Raw genomic sequence first — 18,173 nt, 5'->3', positions numbered from 1 at the left:
GCTACGCCCTGCTCAAAGTGCCTTCACCGCCACCTTCACCGGCTGCTCGATTTCAAGCGGGTTGCGCAGTGGCAGGCCGAAATCCTGCGCCTCGATTTCGAATACGTCACCGGCCTCGGTCCTGATGCCGTCGGCAAAGGACAGCGTCGCCGTGCCGAACATGTGCACATGCACGTCGCCCGGCTGGCGGAAGGCCGAGTATTTGAAGTGGTGATGCTCGAGATTGCCAATGGTGTGCGACATGTTCGCCTCGCCCGACAGGAACGGCTTTTCCCAAAGCAGCTTGCCGTCGCGCAGGATGCGTGAAGCGCCGCGGATATCGGACGGCAGATCGCCGATCAGGATCTCCGGCCCGAACGAAGCGTTGCGCAGCTTGGAATGGGCAAGGAAGAGATAGTTCACACGCTCGGTGACATGGTCGGAAAACTCGTTAGACAGCGTGAAGCCGACGCGGAACGGGGCGCCGTCGTCGCCGATCACATAGATACCGGCGATTTCCGGCTCCTCGCCGGCATCCTGGGCGAAGGCCGGCGACATAAGCGCCGCCCCGGGCGCCACCGCCATGGTGCCGTTGCCCTTGTAGAACCACTCCGGCTGCACGCCGATCTGGCCCTTCGCCGGCTTGCCGCCCTCAAGCCCCATGCGGAACATCTTCATTGAATCGGTCAGCTGTTCCTCGCCGTCCGTGCTGAGCTTCTTGTGCATGGAATCGCGGGTCGCGGCGGAGCCGAGATGCGTCAGCCCGGTGCCGGTGAGATGGAGATGCGCCGGATCGGGATGGTTGATCGGCGACAGCAGCCGGCCCTTCTTGTAGGCAGCGTCGAGGTCGACGGTTTCGCCGAAGCCCTTGCGCTCGATCAGGGCGACAAGCCCGCTGCCGGTACGCGCGGCTTCCATCGCCAGCGAATAGACGCTGCGGGCGCCGTTGATGACGCGGGTCTTGCCGCCGTTGCGGGCAACGACGCGGATCGTCTCGGCGTCGTCGAGGATTTGTGAGATCAGCATGGTAACCCTCTCTGAATTGTGGGCTGGCCTGCCCTTTCTCGGCAAACCCTGCCCTGCGCGGCCCGGACCCTGTCCGCGCCTCGGTTGAAATTCTTCGTCCGGATTGCGCTCGCGGATCAGGTCCCTCGGGGGACTTCTTTGCGCCCGGCAGCGTCGCGATGTGACCCGTATGCCTCCTGGTTGCCTCTCAAGCCTTGTTCTTGTTGTAGACGTCGAAGACGACGGCGCCGAGCAGCACCAGGCCTTTGACCACCTGCTGCCAATCGACATTGACGCCCATGATCGACATGCCGTTGTTCATGACGCCCATGATGAAGCCGCCGACCACCGCGCCGATCACCTGGCCGACGCCGCCCATCGCCGAAGCGCCACCGATGAACACCGCGGCGATGACGTCGAGCTCGCTGCCGAGGCCGGCCGCCGGCACAGCCTGCCCCAGGCGCGCTGCGATAATCAGGCCGCCGAGTGCCGACAGCACGCCCATATTGATGAACACCATCAACGTCAGCCGTTCGGTCTTGATGCCCGATAGCTGGGCTGCCTTGGCATTGCCGCCCATCGCATAGATGCGACGGCCGATCGTCATGCGTTTGGTAACGAAGACGAACAACGCGATCAGCACGCCCATCACCATGAGAACGATGGGGAGGCCCCTATAGGTGGCGAATTGGTAGACGAGAAACAGCGCCAGCGCGCTGATCACCAGGGTCTTGACGACGAACAGCGAGAAGGGCTCGGCTTCGTAGCCATGCTTCTCGCGGGTGCGCCGTGCCCTGAGCCCGAAATAGGCATAGGCGAGCACGGCGACGAGGCCGATCACGATCGTCGTCAGGTGCAGCGTCAGGCCGCTGCCGACAATGGTTTTGCCGGCGGCGTTCACGGTTGGCGGTATCAGCGTCAATGGGCCGATCAGGTCCGGAATGAAGCCGGAACTGAGCGCCTTGAAGCCGACGGGAAGCGGCCCTACGGAAGACCCGCCACCCAGCAGCGCCTGGCAGATGCCGCGGAAGATCAGCATGCCCGCCAGCGTGACGATAAAGCTCGGTATTCGGTGATAGGCAATCCAGTAGCCTTGTGCCGCGCCGATCGCACCACCGACGATCAGGCAGATGATCGACACCACCAGCGGATTGCTCAATGGGCCAAGCGGCCAGATGACCATCATCATCGCCGCCAGCGCGCCGATGAAGCCGGCGACGGAGCCGACGCTGAGATCGATGTGGCCCGAAACGATCACCAGAAGCATGCCCAGCGCCATCACGATGATGAAGCTGTTCTGCTGCACGAGATTGCTGAGGTTCACCGGCTTGAACAGCGTTCCGGACGTGGTGAACTGGAAGAACACCATGATTGCGATCAACGCCAGCACCAACCCGTATTCGCGCAGGTTGGTGACCAGCGCCGAGACGGCAATGCGAGGTCCCTGTTGTAGATCCTGGGCAACGCCGGTCTGCGGCCCGGGAGCGCTTTCGGTGCTCATGATGCTTTTCCTTCTCCGCGGACGATGGCGCGCATTATCTTTTCCTGGCTGGCGTCGCTTGCCGCCATTTCGCCGACGATGCGTCCTTCGTTCATGACGTAGATGCGGTCGGTGATGCCGAGCAGTTCGGGCATTTCCGACGAGATGACGATGATTGCCTTACCCTCGGAGGCGAGACGCGCGATGATCGTATAGATTTCATACTTGGCGCCGACGTCGATACCGCGTGTCGGCTCGTCGAGGATCAGCACTTCCGGATTGGCGAACAGCCATTTCGACAGCACCACCTTCTGCTGATTGCCGCCAGAAAGGTTGCCGGTCATCTGGTAGACGCTCGAGGCGCGGATATTGGTCCTGCCGCGATAATCGTTGGCGACCGAAAGCTCGCGCAAATCGTCGATCACGCCGTGGCGCGACACGCCGGGCAGGTTGGCCAGCGTGATGTTGTGCTTGATGTGGTCGATCAGGTTGAGCCCGTAGGTCTTGCGGTCCTCGGTAACGTAGGCGATGCCGTGTTCCACCGCCTTGCTCACCGAAGAGACGTCGATCGGCTTGCCGTTGAGGAACACCTCGCCGGTGATGCGACGGCCATAGGACCGGCCGAACAGGCTCATGGCAAACTCGGTCCGGCCGGCGCCCATCAGCCCGGCAATGCCGACCACTTCGCCCTTGCGGGCGTTGAGGTTGATACCCTTGATGACCTGCCGCTCGGCATGGATGGGGTGGTAGACCGACCAGTTTTTCACTTCGAGAACGGTCTCGCCGATCTTCGGCTCGCGCGGCGGATAGCGGTCGTCGAGCGAACGGCCGACCATCGAGGTAATGATGCGGTCCTCCGAGATGTCCTTCTTGGCCAGCGTCTCGATGGTCCGCCCGTCACGGATGATGGTGACCTTGTCGGCGACCCGGTTCACCTCGTTGAGCTTGTGCGAGATCAGGATCGAAGTGATGCCTTGCCGCTTGAATTCGAGCAGCAGATCGAGCAGCGCCTGGCTGTCCTTTTCGGACAGGCTCGCGGTTGGCTCGTCGAGAATGAGCAACTTCACTTCCTTGCTGAGCGCCTTGGCGATCTCGACCAGCTGCTGCTTGCCGACGCCGATATTGGTGATCAGCGTGTTGGGGTCTTCCTTGAGGCCGACCTTCTTGAGCAGGGCACTGGTGCGCGCCTCATTGGCATTCCAGTCGATGACGCCGTATCTGGCGTGCTCGTTGCCGAGAAAGATGTTTTCGGCGATCGACAGCATCGGCACCAGCGCAAGCTCCTGGTGGATGATGACGATGCCCTTGCGCTCGCTGTCATGGATGCCTTTGAAATGGCACTCATCGCCGCGATAGATGATCTGGCCATCATAGGTGCCGGACGGATACACACCCGACAGCACCTTCATCAGCGTCGACTTGCCGGCGCCGTTCTCGCCGACCACGGCATGGATCTCGCCTTCCTCGACCATGAGCTTGACGTTCGACAGCGCCTTGACGCCGGGAAACGTCTTGGTGATGTCGCGCATCTCCAAAATCGTCGATGACATTGAGAATACCACTCCTGCGAGGTCCGCAAACAATACCGGGCTGGCTCGCCAACGAAAAGGGGCCCTGCCTGCGCAGGACCCCAGGCTTTGTAACCGCGATTACTTCAGCTCTTCGGCCTTGATGTAGCCGGAGTCGACCACCAGGGCCTGATAGTTCGACTTGTCGACGTCGTGCGGTGTCAACAGGATCGAGGGAACGACCTTGACGTCGTTGTTGTAGGTCGTGGTGTCGAGGCCTTCCGGCTTGCCGCCCGAGAGCACCTTGTCGACGAGTTCGACCGTCGCCTTGGCGAGTTCGCGGGTGTCCTTGAACACCGTCGAATACTGTTCGCCGGCGATGATCGCCTTGACCGAAGCGGTCTCGGCGTCCTGTCCGGTGACGATCGGCCATGGCTGATCGGCGGTGCCGTAGCCTACGGCGCGCAGCGAAGCGATGATGCCGCGCGACAGGCCGTCATAGGGCGAGAGCACGCCATCGACGCGGCTGCCGTCCGAGTAGTTGGCGGAGAGCAGATTGTCCATGCGGGCCTGGGCGGTTGCCGCCAGCCAGCGCAGCGTGCCGACCTTGTCCATGCCCATCTGGCCGGACTTCACGACGAGGGTCTTGTCGTCGATCAGCGGCTGAAGAACCGACATGGCGCCGTTATAGAAGAAGAACGCATTGTTGTCGTCCGGCGAACCGCCGAACAGCTCGATGTTGAACGGGCCCTTCTTCTCGGGATAACCGAGACCCTTGAGCAGCGATTTGGCCTGGATGACGCCGACGCCGAAATTGTCGAAGGTGGTGTAGTAGTCGACATTTGGCGTCTTCTTGATCAGGCGGTCGTAAGCGACGACGACAACGCCGGCGTCATTCGCCTTCTGCAGCGCATCGCCCATCGTGGTGCCGTCGATCGAAGCGATGATCAGCGCCTTCGGGCCCTTGGTGATTTCGTTTTCCAGCTGGCTGAGCTGGTTCGGAATGTCGTCCTGCGCGTACTGCAGGTCGACAGTGTAGCCCAGAGCCTCGAGCTGGGACTTGACGGCGTCGCCGTCGTTGATCCAGCGCTGCGAGGTCTTGGTGGGCATCAGCACGCCGATCAGGCCTTCGCCCGCCTGCGCCGGCAGCGTCATGGCCGCGATGCCTAGGGCCGCGACGGCGGCCAGTGTCTTGATAATCTTCACATTAACTCTCCCTGGTTGATGGACGCGTACCCTTGGGTTTCGTGGGCCGCGCAATCGTGCAGGAGCGCCAAACGCGCCGCTGCCGTCAATCGATCTCCGGTATCCTCCCAATCGGCCCCGAGACTCTGGTTTCAATCGATACGAGTTTTCCCTCGTCACCGACCGTCAAGCCTCAGGACGCGCGAAGGGTGTGTCGCTTTGCCATAACTGTCAAATGCGATCTTTGATGGTTGCTATATCGAGACTGATATGGCTTAGGCTAGTGACGACGCTGCCGGATCCAGCCAGGGCGCCGGGCGTAAGAGTAGAGAAGAATCATGGCGGCGCTGCGAAATCCTGACGGAATATCAGCCAGTTACGATGAAATTCCGGGTGATGGCGGAACCTTGCTGCGCAGCGGCTTGAGCCTGCGTCACATGCGCATGATCGCGGCCCTCGACGAGCACGGCCGGGTGAGTGCCGCGGCCCAGGTGATGAACATCTCGCAGCCGGCGGCCTCGCGCATGATCGCCGAGATGGAGGCGGTGCTCGACGTCAAGCTCTGCGAAAGGCTGCCGCGCGGCATCACGCTGACACCCTATGGCAAGGCGTTGGCACGGCGCGCGCGATCGATCCTGCTCGAGATGCGCGAGGTCGACCGCGAGATTTTCGAGCTCAAGGCGGGCAAGGGCGGCTCAGTATTCCTGGGCGCGGTGACAGCACCGGCGATCGAGCTGGCGGTGCCGGCGATCCGCGAGATCCGGCGCCTTTATCCGCGCATCGAAATCACCATGCAGGTCGAGACCTCGAACGTCCTGGCGCGCGAGCTGATCGCCTCGCGCCACGATTTCATCATCGCCCGCATCCCCGACGACCTCAATCCGCGGCTGTTCGAAGCGCGCGTCATCGGCGTCGAGAAAGCCTGCCTGATCGTGCGCCGCGGCCACCCGCTGACCAAGGGCAAGGCGGTGCGGCTGGAAGACACCGCCGCCTATGACTGGGTTTTCCAGTCGGGCGGCTCGCCGCTGCGCCAGGCGATGGAAAGCAACTTTTTGAACCGCAACATCGCGCTGCCGGACCGCATCCTCAACACCAGCTCGCTGCTATTGACTCTGGTCATGGTCGCGCAATCCGACGCCATTGCGCCGGTTTCGATCCAGGTCGCGAAGTTCATCCAGAACCCCGAAGGCCTGGCCGGCGCCATCGATGTTGTCCAGACTGAATTCGACATCGAGGTCAGGCCCTACAGCCTGATCACGGTGAAGAACCGCGCGCTGTCACCGGCAGCCAAGATGCTGCACGACTTTATTCTGCGGGAGGTGGGATAAGGGCTGGAGCGGCAAGCGGAGCGCATCCCGTGGCCGGCCAGACGACCAGACAGGCCCGCCAGCAGCGGCGCCGATGCACGTCGGCCACTATTGCCTGATGCTCAAAAAAAGCCCGCCAGCAGAAGCCAGCGGGCCAAGGGTAGACTTTCCGGTTGGGGTCATTCGAGGCCCCGCCGACCCTCAATGTGAGATATTCCACGAACTGGCACATCGGCCAAACAGATGAAAGACGGCCAGCCGGGCTGTAAAACTGCCTATAAATCCGCTGGTTTTCAGCTTGGCCAGAACAAGTGCAATGCACCGGGGGCAAAAGCTGGAGCGGGTAGCGGGAATCGAACCCGCGCGTTCAGCTTGGGAAGCTGACAAGCTACCATTACATCATACCCGCGCTGGTTCCTCCGATATCATGGCCCGGCGCCGATGCGCAATCCGGTTTGAGGGCTCGGCTTGATGCAGGGCTATCAACTGCGTATTTCTAGGCATGTGCCCGAATCGCGGCACCCGACTGTGGAGACAGGCTTGTCCGCACTGAACCGCTTTCTCGGCGATACGCCGCTCCGGGTGATCCTGAAGCTGCTTGTGGTGTCGTTCCTCGTCGGGCTGGTCATGAATGCCTTCGGCTGGTCGCCGATGGATGTGCTTTATGGCATTCGCAAATTCTTCATCGACCTGTGGAATTTGGGCTTCCACGCCATCGACCGCTTTCTCGGCTACATCCTGCTCGGTGCCGCGATCGTCGTGCCGGCCTTCATCCTGCTCAGGATCGCTAACTACCGGAAGTGAATTTTCAGGCGTAGCCCGCCGCCACCTCGAACAGGATGGCGTGCCGTGCAGCAAGTGCTGCGACATCCGTCGAATAGCCGCCGCCGATAACGCCGCATACCGGTATCCCAAGCGTGCGGAAATGGCGGATCACCATATCGTCGCGGGCGCGCAGCCCGTCATCCGTGAGCGACAACCTGCCGAGCCGGTCCTCGACATGGACATCGACGCCGGCATTGTAGAAGACGAGGTCCCAGCGCCTTCGCGCCGACAGCTCCGGCAGGATGGCGTCCAGCCGCTCCAGATAGGCTGCATCGCCGGCGCCGTCGGGCAGGGCGACATCGAGATCGGAGGCGATCTTGCGCGCGGGGTAGTTGCGGTCGCCATGCATGGAGAAGGTAAACACGCGCGGCTCGTCGTTCAGGATATCCGCCGTGCCGTCGCCCTGATGCACGTCGAGGTCGACGACCAGAATGTTTTGGACAGCAGCTTCGGCGAGCAGCACCAGCGCGGCAACGGCTACGTCGTTGAAGGTGCAGAAGCCGGCGCCTTGCGCGCGCCGTGCATGATGGCTGCCGCCGGCGGTGTTGCAGGCGATGCCGTTCAGCAACGCTAGCCGCGCCGCCAGCACCGTGCCGGCCGTTGCGAGCTTCGCCCTCAGCGAAACCCGCGGTCCGACGGGAAAGCCGATCTCGCGCTCGATCGCCACCGGCACTTTGCAGGCAAGCACCTGGTCGACATAGTCTGCCGCGTGGGCAAGCTTCAGCCATGATGGCCGCGCCGCCTCCGGCTTGTTGAGCGCTTCGGGACGTGCCAGGCCGCGTGCCCGCAACGCATCCATCAGCAGCGGATATTTGCTCATCGGGAAGCGGTGGTTGACGGCGAAGCCGGCGTCATAGTCGGGATGATGAACGATCTGCAAGGGCATGGGGCGGCCGGTGCGCCAGAGGCGGATTTCGGTTGACCATAACGGGGTGGATGGTTGCGCGAGGTCCGCAAACTGGGGCACATCGGCTGGCCGATCAAGCCGCAACGGGAAGCAACACGCGTTTGGAGCAGGCTTTACCCACCGAAGCCCACGCCACCGAAGCCGGGGCCTTCGTCGTCACCAACCGCTCGGTGCTCGCCATCGCCGTGCCGATGACGCTTGCCTATCTGACGACGCCGCTGCTCGGAATTGTCGACACGGCGGTGGTTGGGCAGTTCGGCGACGCCGCCCTTCTCGGCGGCCTGGCGGCCGGCGCCCTGATCTTCGATGTCGTCTTCACCACCTTCAATTTCCTGCGCTCCGGCACCACCGGCCTCGTCGCCCAGGCCTTCGGGCGCGGCGATGCGCTGGAGGAGCAGGCGGTGTTCTGGCGCGCCGTGCTGATCGCGGTCGTCGCCGGCGTCGTGCTTGCCGCGCTTGCGCCGCTGGTCTCCACCGCCGGGCAATGGTTCATAGGCGCCGAACCGCGCGTCAGCGCGGCGATGGACGTCTATATCCGCATCAGGATGCTCGCGGCACCGTTCTCGCTGATCAATTACGCCATCCTCGGTTACGTGCTTGGGCGCGGCGAGGGCGGGCTCGGGCTGATGCTGCAGTTGATGCTGAACGGCATCAACATCGTCCTCTGCTTCCTGCTTGGCCTGGAGCTCGGCTGGGGCGTTGCCGGCGTTGCCTGGGCAACGGTCACCGGCGAATTCGTCGCCATGCTGCTTGGTCTCGCCATTGTCGGCCGGCGCTTTTGGGCGGCGCCCAGGCTGCCGCGCCACCGCGTCCTCGATCTGCCGGCATTCCTGCGCATGATGTCGCTCAATCGCGATATCATGATCCGCTCCTTTTCGCTGCTCGCCGCCTTCGCGCTGTTCACGCGCCAGGGCGCACAATTCGGCACTCTGACGCTGGCCGCCAACGCCGTGCTGATGAACCTCTTCCTGGTTGCCGGCTATTTCCTCGATGGTTTCGCCACCGCTGCCGAACAGCTCGCCGGGCGCGCCATCGGCGCCCGTGCCGCCACGGCGTTTGATCAGGCGGTGCGTCTGACGCTGCTTTGGGGGCTCGGTCTGGCCGGCGCGGCGACGCTCTTCTTCCTGCTGGAGGGCACGGATCTGATCGCCCTGATCACGACCTCGACGGACGTCCGCGCCATTGCCGACATCTACCTGCCCTGGGCGGCGTTCACCGCGCTCAGCGGCGTGCTGGCTTTCCAGATGGACGGTGTCTTCATCGGCGCAACATGGTCGCGCGACATGCGCAACATGATGCTGTTGTCATTCCTGGCGTTCAGCGCCGCGCTGCTGATCCTGGCGCCGGCCTTCGGTAATCACGGCTTGTGGGCGGCGTTGCATGTCTTCCTGCTGGTACGCGGCTTCAGCCTGCTCGCCATATTGCGGCTGCGGGTGCGCACAGCCTTTAACTGATCGCTAAAGCGGTTTCGCCGCCCAGTGATCGAGGCGGCTGTCGCGAAGCTCGCACAGCGACTTCAGCCCTTGATTGTCCATGAAACGGGCCATGCCGGAAAGAATGCGCCCCGGCAGCGCGGGCCCGGCATAGATCATGCCGGTATAGAGCTGGACGAGATCGGCGCCGGCACGGATCTTTTCCAGCGCCGTCTCGGCGGAATCGACGCCGCCGACGCCGATGATAGTGGGATCCGGGCCAAGCAGTTTTCGCATCCTTGCCAGCACGATAGTCGAGCGCTCGAACAAGGGTTTCCCCGAAAGCCCGCCGGTCTCGCCGGCAAGGCCGGCGCTGCTCAGGCCGGCTCGCGCGATCGTTGTGTTGGAGACGATGACGCCGTCCATTTGCTTGTCGCTGATCTCGGCAGCGATGTCCTCAAGCTCGGCCTCGACCAGATCCGGCGCGATCTTGAGGAACACGGGCGGTTTTGCCGGTGCCGCCGCACGCGCGGCCATGACCCGCGACAGGAGCTCGCCAAGCTGTTCGCGCGCCTGCATGTTGCGCAGGCCCGGCGTGTTCGGCGAGGAGATATTGATTGTCAGATAGCCGGCGTATCGCGCGAATCGGATCACGCCGCGCTCATAATCACTGACGCGGTCGGCGCTGTCCTTGTTGGCGCCGATGTTGATGCCGATGATGCCGGGGCGGCCTTTTCGGGCGGCAAGACGCTTCTCTGCGGCGGCGTGGCCTTCATTGTTGAAGCCCAGCCGGTTGATCACCGCCCCGTCCGAAGGCAGCCGGAAGATGCGCGGCTTCGGATTGCCCGTCTGCGGCAGCGGCGTGATGGTGCCGACCTCGGCGAAGCCGAAGCCGAGGCCGAGCAGCGCGTCCGGCACTTCGGCATTCTTGTCGTAACCCGCGGCCATGCCGAGCGGGTTCGGGAAATCCAGCCCGCAACGGCTGACCTTTAACCTGTTGTCGTGCGGCGGACGACCGGCGACCGGCAGCCCGCATCTCAGCGCGGCAATCGACAGCCCATGCGCGGTTTCCGGATCGAGCGTAAACAGCAGTTTCTGGCCGATCCGGTCGAACGCGCTCATTCGGCCTCCAGCGCCGGGAATTCATGCCGGCCGTCAGCGCCGAGCGGCAATGCCTGCACCGAAACGATCGCATCGAGGCCGAGCCCGCCATAGAGATGCGGGAACAGGGCGCCGCCGCGCGAGACCTCATATTTCAGCGCATCGCCGAGGCGCGCGCTGTCGACGGCAACCAGCAGCAACCCGGCCTGGCCGGCGAAATGTTTTACTGCCGTTTCCCGAACCTGCCCGGCGGTGGAAAAATGGATGAAGCCGTCGGCAACGTCGATAGGCGCGCCGGTGAAGCGGCCTTCTCTTTCAGCCTCGCGCCACAGCGCCTCGGGAACTATCTTGTAGATGATCTCGGACATGGTTGCGCTATAGTCCGAACCGACCACGCGGGGAAGGGCAGGCCCGTGTTCTTCTCCATTTCAGGTTGGTCCCCATTTCAGGCGCAAACTGTGATAGATTGCGCTGACTGGCTCATGGAGGAAAACATGCGTCTGAAACACGTCTTGATCCCCGCAGCAGTGGTGTCGCTTGTCGCGGCGTCGGCCTTTTCCGAGGAAGCCGATCGCTACCGGTTGGAGAAATCGGCCAATGGCTATGTCCGCATGGATACGCAAACCGGCGCCATGTCGCTCTGCGAGGAACGCTCTGGCCAGCTCGTCTGCAAGACGGCGGCCGACGAACGTGCCGCCCTCCAGGATGAGGTCGACCGGCTGCAAAATTCGGTGAAGGCGCTCGACGAGCGCGTCGCCAAGCTCGAAAATTCGCTTGCCGCGCGTTTCGAATCGACTTTGCCCAGCGAGGAGGATTTCAACAAGACGATGGGCTACATGGAGCGCTTCCTGCGCAGCTTCATGGACATCGTCAAGGACATGGACAAGGACGAAGACGGCGCCAAGCCCAATTCGCAAAAGACCTAGGCAATTCGCAAAAAGACCTGGGGCGGGAATAGCAAGCCGGCCACGCCGAACAGCAGGCGTAGCGTTATGATCGTTCAGATCCTGCAAGGCGGAAAATCGCCAACGGGATTCGGGGAGGGATATCACCGTTGGGCTACACATTCGTCATTGCCGACGATCATCCGCTTTTTCGCGGTGCATTGAGGGAGGCACTCGCGGGCATCGGAGACGTTGCCGCCATTCACGAGGCCGGCGATTTCGAAAGCGCCAAGGCGCTGGTCCTGGCCAATGAGGATGTCGATCTGGTGCTGCTCGATCTCTCGATGCCGGGGGCAAGCGGTCTTTCCGGCCTGATTTCGCTGCGCGGCATCCATCCGGCGGTGCCGATGATGGTGGTCTCGGCGCATGACGATCCGGTGACGATCCGGCGCGCGCTCGATCTCGGCGCCTCCGGCTTCATCTCCAAATCGGCCAGCATGGAGGAGATCCGCAATGCGGTGCAGTCGGTGCTCGCAGGTGATATCGCGGCACCCGCCGGGGTCGATCTCGGTGTCGAGCGCGATCCCGAGATTTCCGACCTGATCAAGCGCCTGCAAGCGCTGACTCCACAGCAGACGCGCGTGCTCGGCATGCTGGCTGAGGGACTGCTCAACAAGCAGATCGCCTATGAGCTCGGGGTCTCCGAAGCGACGATCAAAGCGCATGTCTCGGCCATCCTGCAGAAGCTCGGCGTCGACAGCCGCACGCAGGCGGTGATCCTTTTGTCCAAAATCGGCAGCGACCCGCTGCAGACGGCCGGCTGATTCCTATTCGGCCGCCGGCGCCAGCGGCCTGACCCTGGCCATCATCGAGCGCAGCATCGCCGGTTTCAGTGGTTTGCTGATCACCGGCACGTCCAGCCTGCCGGCAGCGGCGCGAACCTCGCTGGAGCGGTCGGCGGTGACCAGCACGGCCGGCAGGTCCTCGCCATGGATCGCACGCAACTGGGCGATCGATTCGAGGCCGGTCCTGTTGTCGAGATGATAGTCGGCAAGCACGATGTCCGGCCGATGCATGCCGGACCTGTCGAGATCCTCCGCGCCGGAAAGCGTGTCGACGCTGCAGCCCCAACCCTCGAGCAGGAGCCGCATGCCGTCGAGGATGCGGGCGTCGTTGTCGATGCAGAGCACATTGAGCCCGGCAAGCGAGGCCGCTGCACGGGCAGGCGGCTTCGCCTCCGCCTCACGCCGCGGTGCCTGCACGGCCGCCACCGGCAGCAACACGGAAAAGCGTGTGCCCTTGCCTGGGTTGGAGAAGATCCGGATTTCGAGGCGCAGGACGCGGGCGATGCGGTCGACAATGGAGAGCCCAAGGCCGAGGCCTTCCGCCTCGCGTGCGCCCTCGTCGAGCCGGGTGAATTCGCGGAACACGGTGTTGAGCTTGTCGCCGGCAATGCCGATGCCGGTGTCGATAACCTGGATCTCGGCCAATTCGCCGCGCCGCCGCACGCCGACCAGGATGCGGCCATGGCGCGTGTATTTAATGGCGTTTGAGACCAGGTTCTGGATCAGCCGGCGCAGCAGATTGCGGTCCGTCATGACGCTGAGCGACGACGGCATGATCGAGAGTTCGAGCTTCTTTTCGGCGGCAAGCGGCCGGAAGTCGTTGCCGATCTGGCGCAGCAGCCCGTCGAGGCCGAAGCTCGTATCGTCCGGCTTCATCGCGCCGGCATCGAGGCGCGAAATGTCGAGCACCGCACCGAGGATGGTCTCGACCGATTCCAGCGACGATTCGATGTTCATCGCCGCCTTGCCGGCAGGTCCCTTGCCGGTCTTCTCGATCAGCGACGAGCAATAGAGGCGGGCGGCGTTCAGCGGCTGCAGGATGTCGTGGCCGGCGGCAGCGAGGAAGCGGGTCTTGCCGAGATTGGCCTCCTCGGCCAGCATCTGCGCCTGCGCCAGCTCCTCGTTGACGCGGGTGAGCTCGGCGGTGCGGCTCTTCACCCGCTGTTCCAGGGATTCGTTGGCGCGCTTAAGCGCCAGATCCTGCTCGACACGTCCGGAAATGTCGGCGTAGGTGGCGACGATGCCGCCATCCGGCATCGGATTGGAGCGCAATTCCAGGATGCGCCCGCTTGTCTTCAGCTCCATCTGCCATGGGCTGACGAAGCTGGTCAGGCGGTTGAGCATGGTGACGCGCTGGTCTGCCGGTATGTCACCGCGCTCGGCAAGGTGGCGCAGGATACGATCGAGTGAGACGCCGACCTGGCCCATCTCGTCGGGCAGGTCGAACAGCGCCCGGTACTGGCGGTTCCAGCAAATCAACCGGAAATCGCGGTCGAAGACAGTGATGCCCTGTTCCATCTGGTCGAGTGCGATCTGCAGCAGATCGCGATTGTGCTGCAGCGCCTCCGTGGCGTCGTCGAGCAGGCGGAAGGCGTCCTTGGATTCGCGGTCGTTGCGTCGCAGCAGCAGCGACAGGATCAGCCGCGCCGAGGATGAGCCGACGGCACTGGCCAGAAGTTGTTCGGAGAAGCGGATGACGTCCATGCTGGCCTGTTCGTTGCCGAGCAGGGAAGTGCCGCTGCTCTTTTCGAACGACTGAAAGGACCGCTCGGTCCGTTCGACACCGAGATAGCGCGCGATCGTGTCCTTGAGGTCGTTGACGGTAATGGTGGTGCGGAAGCGGCGCAGGCTGGGCAGCGGACCCGCTTCGCGCGGCACGAAGATCGACGCCTGGATGCGTTCCAGCGGCACCGACGCCCGCGACAGCGAGCCGAACACAAAAAACAGCGTGTTGATCGAGAGGCTCCACAGCACGCCATGGTTCAGCGGCTCGGCGACGGTGCCGAAAAGCGCTTGCGGCCGCAACGCATCTAAGCCGAACAGGCCGTGGACGAGGATGCCGGTATCGGGCGCGACGAGCGAGGGAAGCAGCAGCGTGTAGCTCCAGACGACGATGCCGGCGACCATGCCAAGTGCGGCACCCCGGCCGTTGGCGCCGCGCCAGACCAGGCCGCCGATCAACGCCGGCGCGAACTGCGCGATCGCGGCGAACGACATCAGGCCGATCGAGGACAGCCGCGCGCTGTTGGTGCTCTCGCGGTAGTAGAGGAAGGCGATAAACAGCATGATGAAGATCGCCGCCCGCCGTACATTGAGGATGAGCGTCGACCAGTCCTCGTTCTCGGAGGTCGTGGTCCGCAGCAATCGCCTCACGAACAGCGGAATGACCAGGTCGTTGGAGATCATGATCGACAGCGCGACGCTTTCGACGATCACCATTGCGGTCGCCGCCGACAGCCCGCCGATGAAGGCGGCCATGGCCAGCACGTCGTGGCCGCTGAACAGCGGCAGCGACAGCACGTAAAGGTCGCTGCTGGTCTTGGGGCCGACCAGTTCCAGGCCGGCCAATGCGATCGGCAGCACGAACAGGTTGATTGCCACCAGATAGAGCGGAAACACCCATGTCGCGGTGCGCAGCTCGGCCTCGCTGCGGTTTTCGACGATGGTGACGTAGAACTGGCGCGGCAGCATGAGGATGGCAAAGCCGCTCAGGCATGTCAGCACCAGCCAGGTAGCGAGCGAGGTGTTGTAGCCCATCGCCTGGCGCACCTTCGTGTTTTCGGCGAGCTGGTCGAACATATCGCCTGGCCCGCCGAAGATCAGGAACGTGACCATCAGGCCGATCGCCAGGAAGGCGGCGAGCTTGACCACGGTCTCGACCGCCACAGCCAGCACCAGCCCGTCCTGGTGCTCGGTGGCATCGGCGTGGCGCGTGCCGAACAGCACCGCAAACAGCGCCAGCAGCATGGCAACGACCAGCGAGATGTCGCTGACGAACGGATCGAACGACGGCGGCGAGCCGGTATAGTGCTCGACCATCAGGCTGACCGAGCCGGAGATGGCCTTCAATTGCAGCGCGATATACGGCACGGCGCCGATGGTCGCGATCAGCGTGGCGATCGCCGCGACAGCAAAACTCTTGCCGTAGCGGGCGCCGAGAAAGTCGGCGATCGAGGTGATCTTCTCGGTCTTGGCCAGCCTGACGATGCGCTGCAGCAGCGGAAAGCCGAACACAAACACCAGCACCGGTCCGATATAGATGCCGAGGAACTCGAGGCCGCGCTCGGAGGACAGCCCGACCGAGCCGAAGAAGGTCCAGGAGGTGCAGTAGATGGCGAGGCTGAGCGCATAGATGAAGGGCCGGGCGCGGCCAGGCCCGGTTGAAGTCGAGCGGCGGTCGCCCAGGCTGGCGATGACGAACAGCAACGTCACATAGGCGATCGCGATGATGACGATGAACCAGCCCTGCACGGCTCGAACTTCCTCCCTGCGCCGATTTTTTCATCCGGCCTTGCAGACGCAATCACAGCTTGGCCACTGAGTCCATCGCGGCTTTCGGCGCATTATGGCCGCGGCTTCGCGCAATCCAGGCCGGGGAAACACGTCTTTGCGCCTGTCGCAACCGCAGGTTTTTGCTATTCTGCCCGCCGGTCGATGCCGAGGCGTGGACGGCAGCACGGCCGGTCAGGACAAGGAGGGTCGAATGCTGAAAGAATTTCAGGAATTCATTTCCAGGGGCAATGTGATGGACCTGGCCGTCGCCGTCATCATTGGCGCTGCCTTCGGCAAGATCGTCACCTCGCTGGTCGACGACATCATCATGCCGGTCATCGGGGCGATTTTGGGCGGATTGGACTTCAACAACTACTTTCTGCCCTTGTCCTCGGCCGTTAACGCCACATCGCTGGCTGAGGCAAAGAAACAGGGCGCGGTCTTCGCCTATGGCAGCTTCATCACCGTGGCGCTGAACTTCCTTATCCTCGCCTTCATCATCTTCGTGATGGTCAAGGCGGTGAACAATCTGCGCCAGCGGCTGGAGCGTGAAAAACCGGCCGCCCCGGCCGCTCCGCCGCCGGCCGACGTCGCGCTGCTCACCGAAATTCGCGATCTCCTCGCCAGAAAGTAGCGCCTGCGGTAACTTTCTGGACCAAAACCCCGGTCGCTTGCGGCCGGGGTTTTCTGTTTTCGTCCGCCCTGAAACACGCTAGCAGTCGAGCAAACGAAAACGGACCCATCCATGACCCTGATCGATACTCTGCGCGCCGAAGCGCGGGCGGCGCCTGAAAGCGGCATTGTCGCCGTCATGAACCGTGGCCGCGGCCGCGACGGCATGATCCCGCTCTGGGCCGGCGAGGGCGACCTGCCGACGCCTGCCTTCATCACCGATGCAGCCGCCAAGGCACTCGCCGGCGGCGAGACCTTCTACACCTGGCAGCGGGGCATTCCCGAACTCAGGCAGGCGCTCGCCCGCTACTATACCAGGCATTTCGGCAAGACTTTCGCCAACGAGGAATTCATCGTCACCGGCTCCGGCATGCACGCCATCCAGATGGCCATCGATGCGGTGGCCGGCAAGGGCGACGAACTCGTCTACCTGTCGCCGGCATGGCCGAACTTCGCCGCCGCCGCCGGCGTCGCCGGCGCCGTGCCGGTCCCGGTCACGCTCGACCAGTCGGGCAATGGCTGGTCTTGCGATGCCGACAAGATCGCAGCGGCGATCACGCCACGGACCAAGGCGCTGTTCGTCAACACGCCGTCCAACCCGACCGGCTGGACCGCCGACAAGGAGACGCTGCAGGCGATCCTCGACCTTGCCCGTGAAAGGGGCCTGTGGATCATCGCCGACGAGATCTACTCGCTGTTTCATTACGGCCATGGCCGCGCGCCGTCCTTCATCGACATCATGGCCGATGAGGATCGCATCCTGTTCGTCAATTCCTTTTCCAAGAACTGGGCGATGACCGGCTGGCGCATCGGCTGGATCAAGATCCATCCCGCCTTGCAGCAGGTGTTCGAGAACCTGGTCCAGTATTCGACGTCCGGCGTTGCGCAGTTCATGCAGCGCGGCGCCGTCGTTGCCCTCGATGAGGGCGACGCCTTCATCGTCGAGCAGGTGGAGCGGGCGAGGGCGGCGCGCGACCTGGTGTGCGGCATTCTCGCCGAAACCGGCAGGGCGCGGTTCACCGTGCCGCAGGGCGCATTCTATCTGTTCTTCGCGGTCGACGGCATCTCCGATTCCCGCGCTGCCGCCTTCGACATGGTCGACCGCGCCAATGTCGGCCTGGCTCCCGGCACCGCCTTCGGCCCCGGCGGCGAAGCCTTCCTCAGGCTGTGCTTCCACCGCCGTCTCGACCAGCTCGAGGAAGCCGCGCACCGGCTGGCGAAATGGATGAAGAATATGTGAGGTTCAGGTCGGACGGAGCCGGATACGGGCGCAGGCAACCTGGATCGCTGCACTTCTCGGCCGCTGTAACGGCATGGATCCTAGGGTCTGCGCTCCGCTTCGCGTTCGCTCCGCCCTAGGATGACGAAGCGAAGGGAGGCTTCCAGCCAATCTCCGACGTCCGCGATTGGCCTTACGCCACCACACGTTCGTCATCCTAGGGCGTAGCAGGAGCGAAGCGACGTAGCGGAGACCCTAGGATCCATATGTGGACGGCGCCCTGCCTGCAACGGTTGTTTTGCGTCGTTTTCGATCGCTTGCGTCCATATGTCCGGCCTTTGAGCACGGTCCT

Annotated in this window: 15 protein-coding genes and 1 tRNA gene; 7 read left to right on the top strand and 9 right to left on the bottom strand. The window is 63.4% G+C overall.

All coding sequences use genetic code 11. From position 1 onward, the window contains the following. Window positions 1–12 precede the first annotated feature (12 nt). The 4 genes from araD1 to chvE all read right to left on the bottom strand — a co-directional run bounded on the left by araD1 (window position 13) and on the right by chvE (window position 5,178). On the bottom strand, window positions 13–1,005 hold the full coding sequence (gene araD1 / locus NKI72_RS09545; RefSeq protein ID WP_352457733.1) for an AraD1 family protein: 993 nt from the start codon (window positions 1,003–1,005) through the stop codon (window positions 13–15). A gap of 187 nt (window positions 1,006–1,192) precedes the next feature. Continuing rightward, window positions 1,193–2,485: a multiple monosaccharide ABC transporter permease gene (mmsB, locus tag NKI72_RS09540; RefSeq protein ID WP_292659525.1), complete on the bottom strand. Its 1,293-nt coding sequence runs from the start codon at window positions 2,483–2,485 to the stop codon at window positions 1,193–1,195. After that, window positions 2,482–4,014, bottom strand: a complete 1,533-nt coding sequence (gene mmsA, locus NKI72_RS09535; protein WP_352850083.1) for a multiple monosaccharide ABC transporter ATP-binding protein — start codon at window positions 4,012–4,014, stop codon at window positions 2,482–2,484. Before mmsA ends, mmsB begins: the two co-directional genes overlap by 4 nt. 99 nt (window positions 4,015–4,113) lie before the next feature. Then, window positions 4,114–5,178, bottom strand: a complete 1,065-nt coding sequence (gene chvE, locus NKI72_RS09530; protein WP_254816339.1) for a multiple monosaccharide ABC transporter substrate-binding protein — start codon at window positions 5,176–5,178, stop codon at window positions 4,114–4,116. A 317-nt stretch (window positions 5,179–5,495) separates the two neighbouring features. Here chvE and NKI72_RS09525 point away from each other — a divergent pair, with 317 nt between their 5' ends. Next, on the top strand, window positions 5,496–6,485 hold the full coding sequence (locus NKI72_RS09525) for a LysR family transcriptional regulator (protein WP_352448650.1): 990 nt from the start codon (window positions 5,496–5,498) through the stop codon (window positions 6,483–6,485). Between the two features lie 314 nt (window positions 6,486–6,799). On the opposite strand, the gene NKI72_RS09520 is transcribed toward NKI72_RS09525, so the two are convergent. Further along, window positions 6,800–6,873: transfer RNA gene (locus NKI72_RS09520), tRNA-Gly, on the bottom strand. Between the two features lie 131 nt (window positions 6,874–7,004). On the opposite strand from NKI72_RS09520, the gene NKI72_RS09515 reads away from it, so the two are divergent. After that, the gene (locus NKI72_RS09515; RefSeq protein WP_023677362.1) at window positions 7,005–7,268 is read left to right on the top strand and encodes a DUF6460 domain-containing protein; all 264 of its coding nucleotides are present in this window, start codon (window positions 7,005–7,007) and stop codon (window positions 7,266–7,268) included. 4 nt (window positions 7,269–7,272) lie between these two features. Here NKI72_RS09515 and NKI72_RS09510 read toward each other — a convergent pair whose 3' ends face one another. Continuing rightward, on the bottom strand, window positions 7,273–8,175 hold the full coding sequence (locus NKI72_RS09510; RefSeq protein ID WP_352819294.1) for a histone deacetylase family protein: 903 nt from the start codon (window positions 8,173–8,175) through the stop codon (window positions 7,273–7,275). A gap of 50 nt (window positions 8,176–8,225) precedes the next feature. Between NKI72_RS09510 and NKI72_RS09505 the strand changes: the two genes are divergently transcribed. Then, window positions 8,226–9,650 (top strand): MATE family efflux transporter, encoded by a 1,425-nt coding sequence (locus tag NKI72_RS09505; RefSeq protein WP_352685317.1) that lies wholly within the window; start codon window positions 8,226–8,228, stop codon window positions 9,648–9,650. A 3-nt stretch (window positions 9,651–9,653) separates the two neighbouring features. Here NKI72_RS09505 and NKI72_RS09500 read toward each other — a convergent pair whose 3' ends face one another. Together NKI72_RS09500 and NKI72_RS09495 are read right to left on the bottom strand one after the other, a co-directional pair. Next, window positions 9,654–10,730: a quinone-dependent dihydroorotate dehydrogenase gene (locus NKI72_RS09500; protein ID WP_352541314.1), complete on the bottom strand. Its 1,077-nt coding sequence runs from the start codon at window positions 10,728–10,730 to the stop codon at window positions 9,654–9,656. Beyond that, on the bottom strand, window positions 10,727–11,077 hold the full coding sequence (locus NKI72_RS09495; protein ID WP_352850082.1) for a DUF952 domain-containing protein: 351 nt from the start codon (window positions 11,075–11,077) through the stop codon (window positions 10,727–10,729). The genes NKI72_RS09500 and NKI72_RS09495 overlap by 4 nt, the downstream gene beginning before the upstream one ends. Before the next feature lie 126 nt (window positions 11,078–11,203). On the opposite strand from NKI72_RS09495, the gene NKI72_RS09490 reads away from it, so the two are divergent. After that, window positions 11,204–11,635, top strand: a complete 432-nt coding sequence (locus NKI72_RS09490; protein ID WP_352501713.1) for a hypothetical protein — start codon at window positions 11,204–11,206, stop codon at window positions 11,633–11,635. 119 nt (window positions 11,636–11,754) lie between these two features. After that, window positions 11,755–12,417 carry a response regulator gene (locus tag NKI72_RS09485; RefSeq protein WP_473556440.1) on the top strand — a complete coding sequence of 221 codons (663 nt, stop codon included), beginning with the start codon at window positions 11,755–11,757 and terminating at the stop codon, window positions 12,415–12,417. A gap of 3 nt (window positions 12,418–12,420) precedes the next feature. Here the strand turns inward: NKI72_RS09485 and NKI72_RS09480 are convergent, their stop codons facing one another. Next, entirely contained in the window at window positions 12,421–15,909 is a 3,489-nt protein-coding gene (locus NKI72_RS09480; protein ID WP_352850080.1) for a PAS domain-containing hybrid sensor histidine kinase/response regulator, read from the bottom strand. A 232-nt stretch (window positions 15,910–16,141) separates the two neighbouring features. On the opposite strand from NKI72_RS09480, the gene mscL reads away from it, so the two are divergent. Further along, window positions 16,142–16,564, top strand: coding sequence for a large conductance mechanosensitive channel protein MscL (gene mscL, locus NKI72_RS09475; RefSeq protein WP_352457754.1), 423 nt, complete (start codon window positions 16,142–16,144; stop codon window positions 16,562–16,564). Window positions 16,565–16,675: 111 nt separating this feature from the next. Further along, window positions 16,676–17,842: a pyridoxal phosphate-dependent aminotransferase gene (locus NKI72_RS09470; RefSeq protein WP_352850078.1), complete on the top strand. Its 1,167-nt coding sequence runs from the start codon at window positions 16,676–16,678 to the stop codon at window positions 17,840–17,842. The last annotated feature ends 331 nt before the right edge of the window (window positions 17,843–18,173 follow it).

This window comes from Mesorhizobium sp. M0437, from assembly GCF_040321335.1.
In the GTDB taxonomy this organism is placed as follows: domain Bacteria; phylum Pseudomonadota; class Alphaproteobacteria; order Rhizobiales; family Rhizobiaceae; genus Mesorhizobium.
Note: the sequence above shows the minus strand (reverse complement) of the source record. Positions and strands in the feature narration are given on the sequence as shown.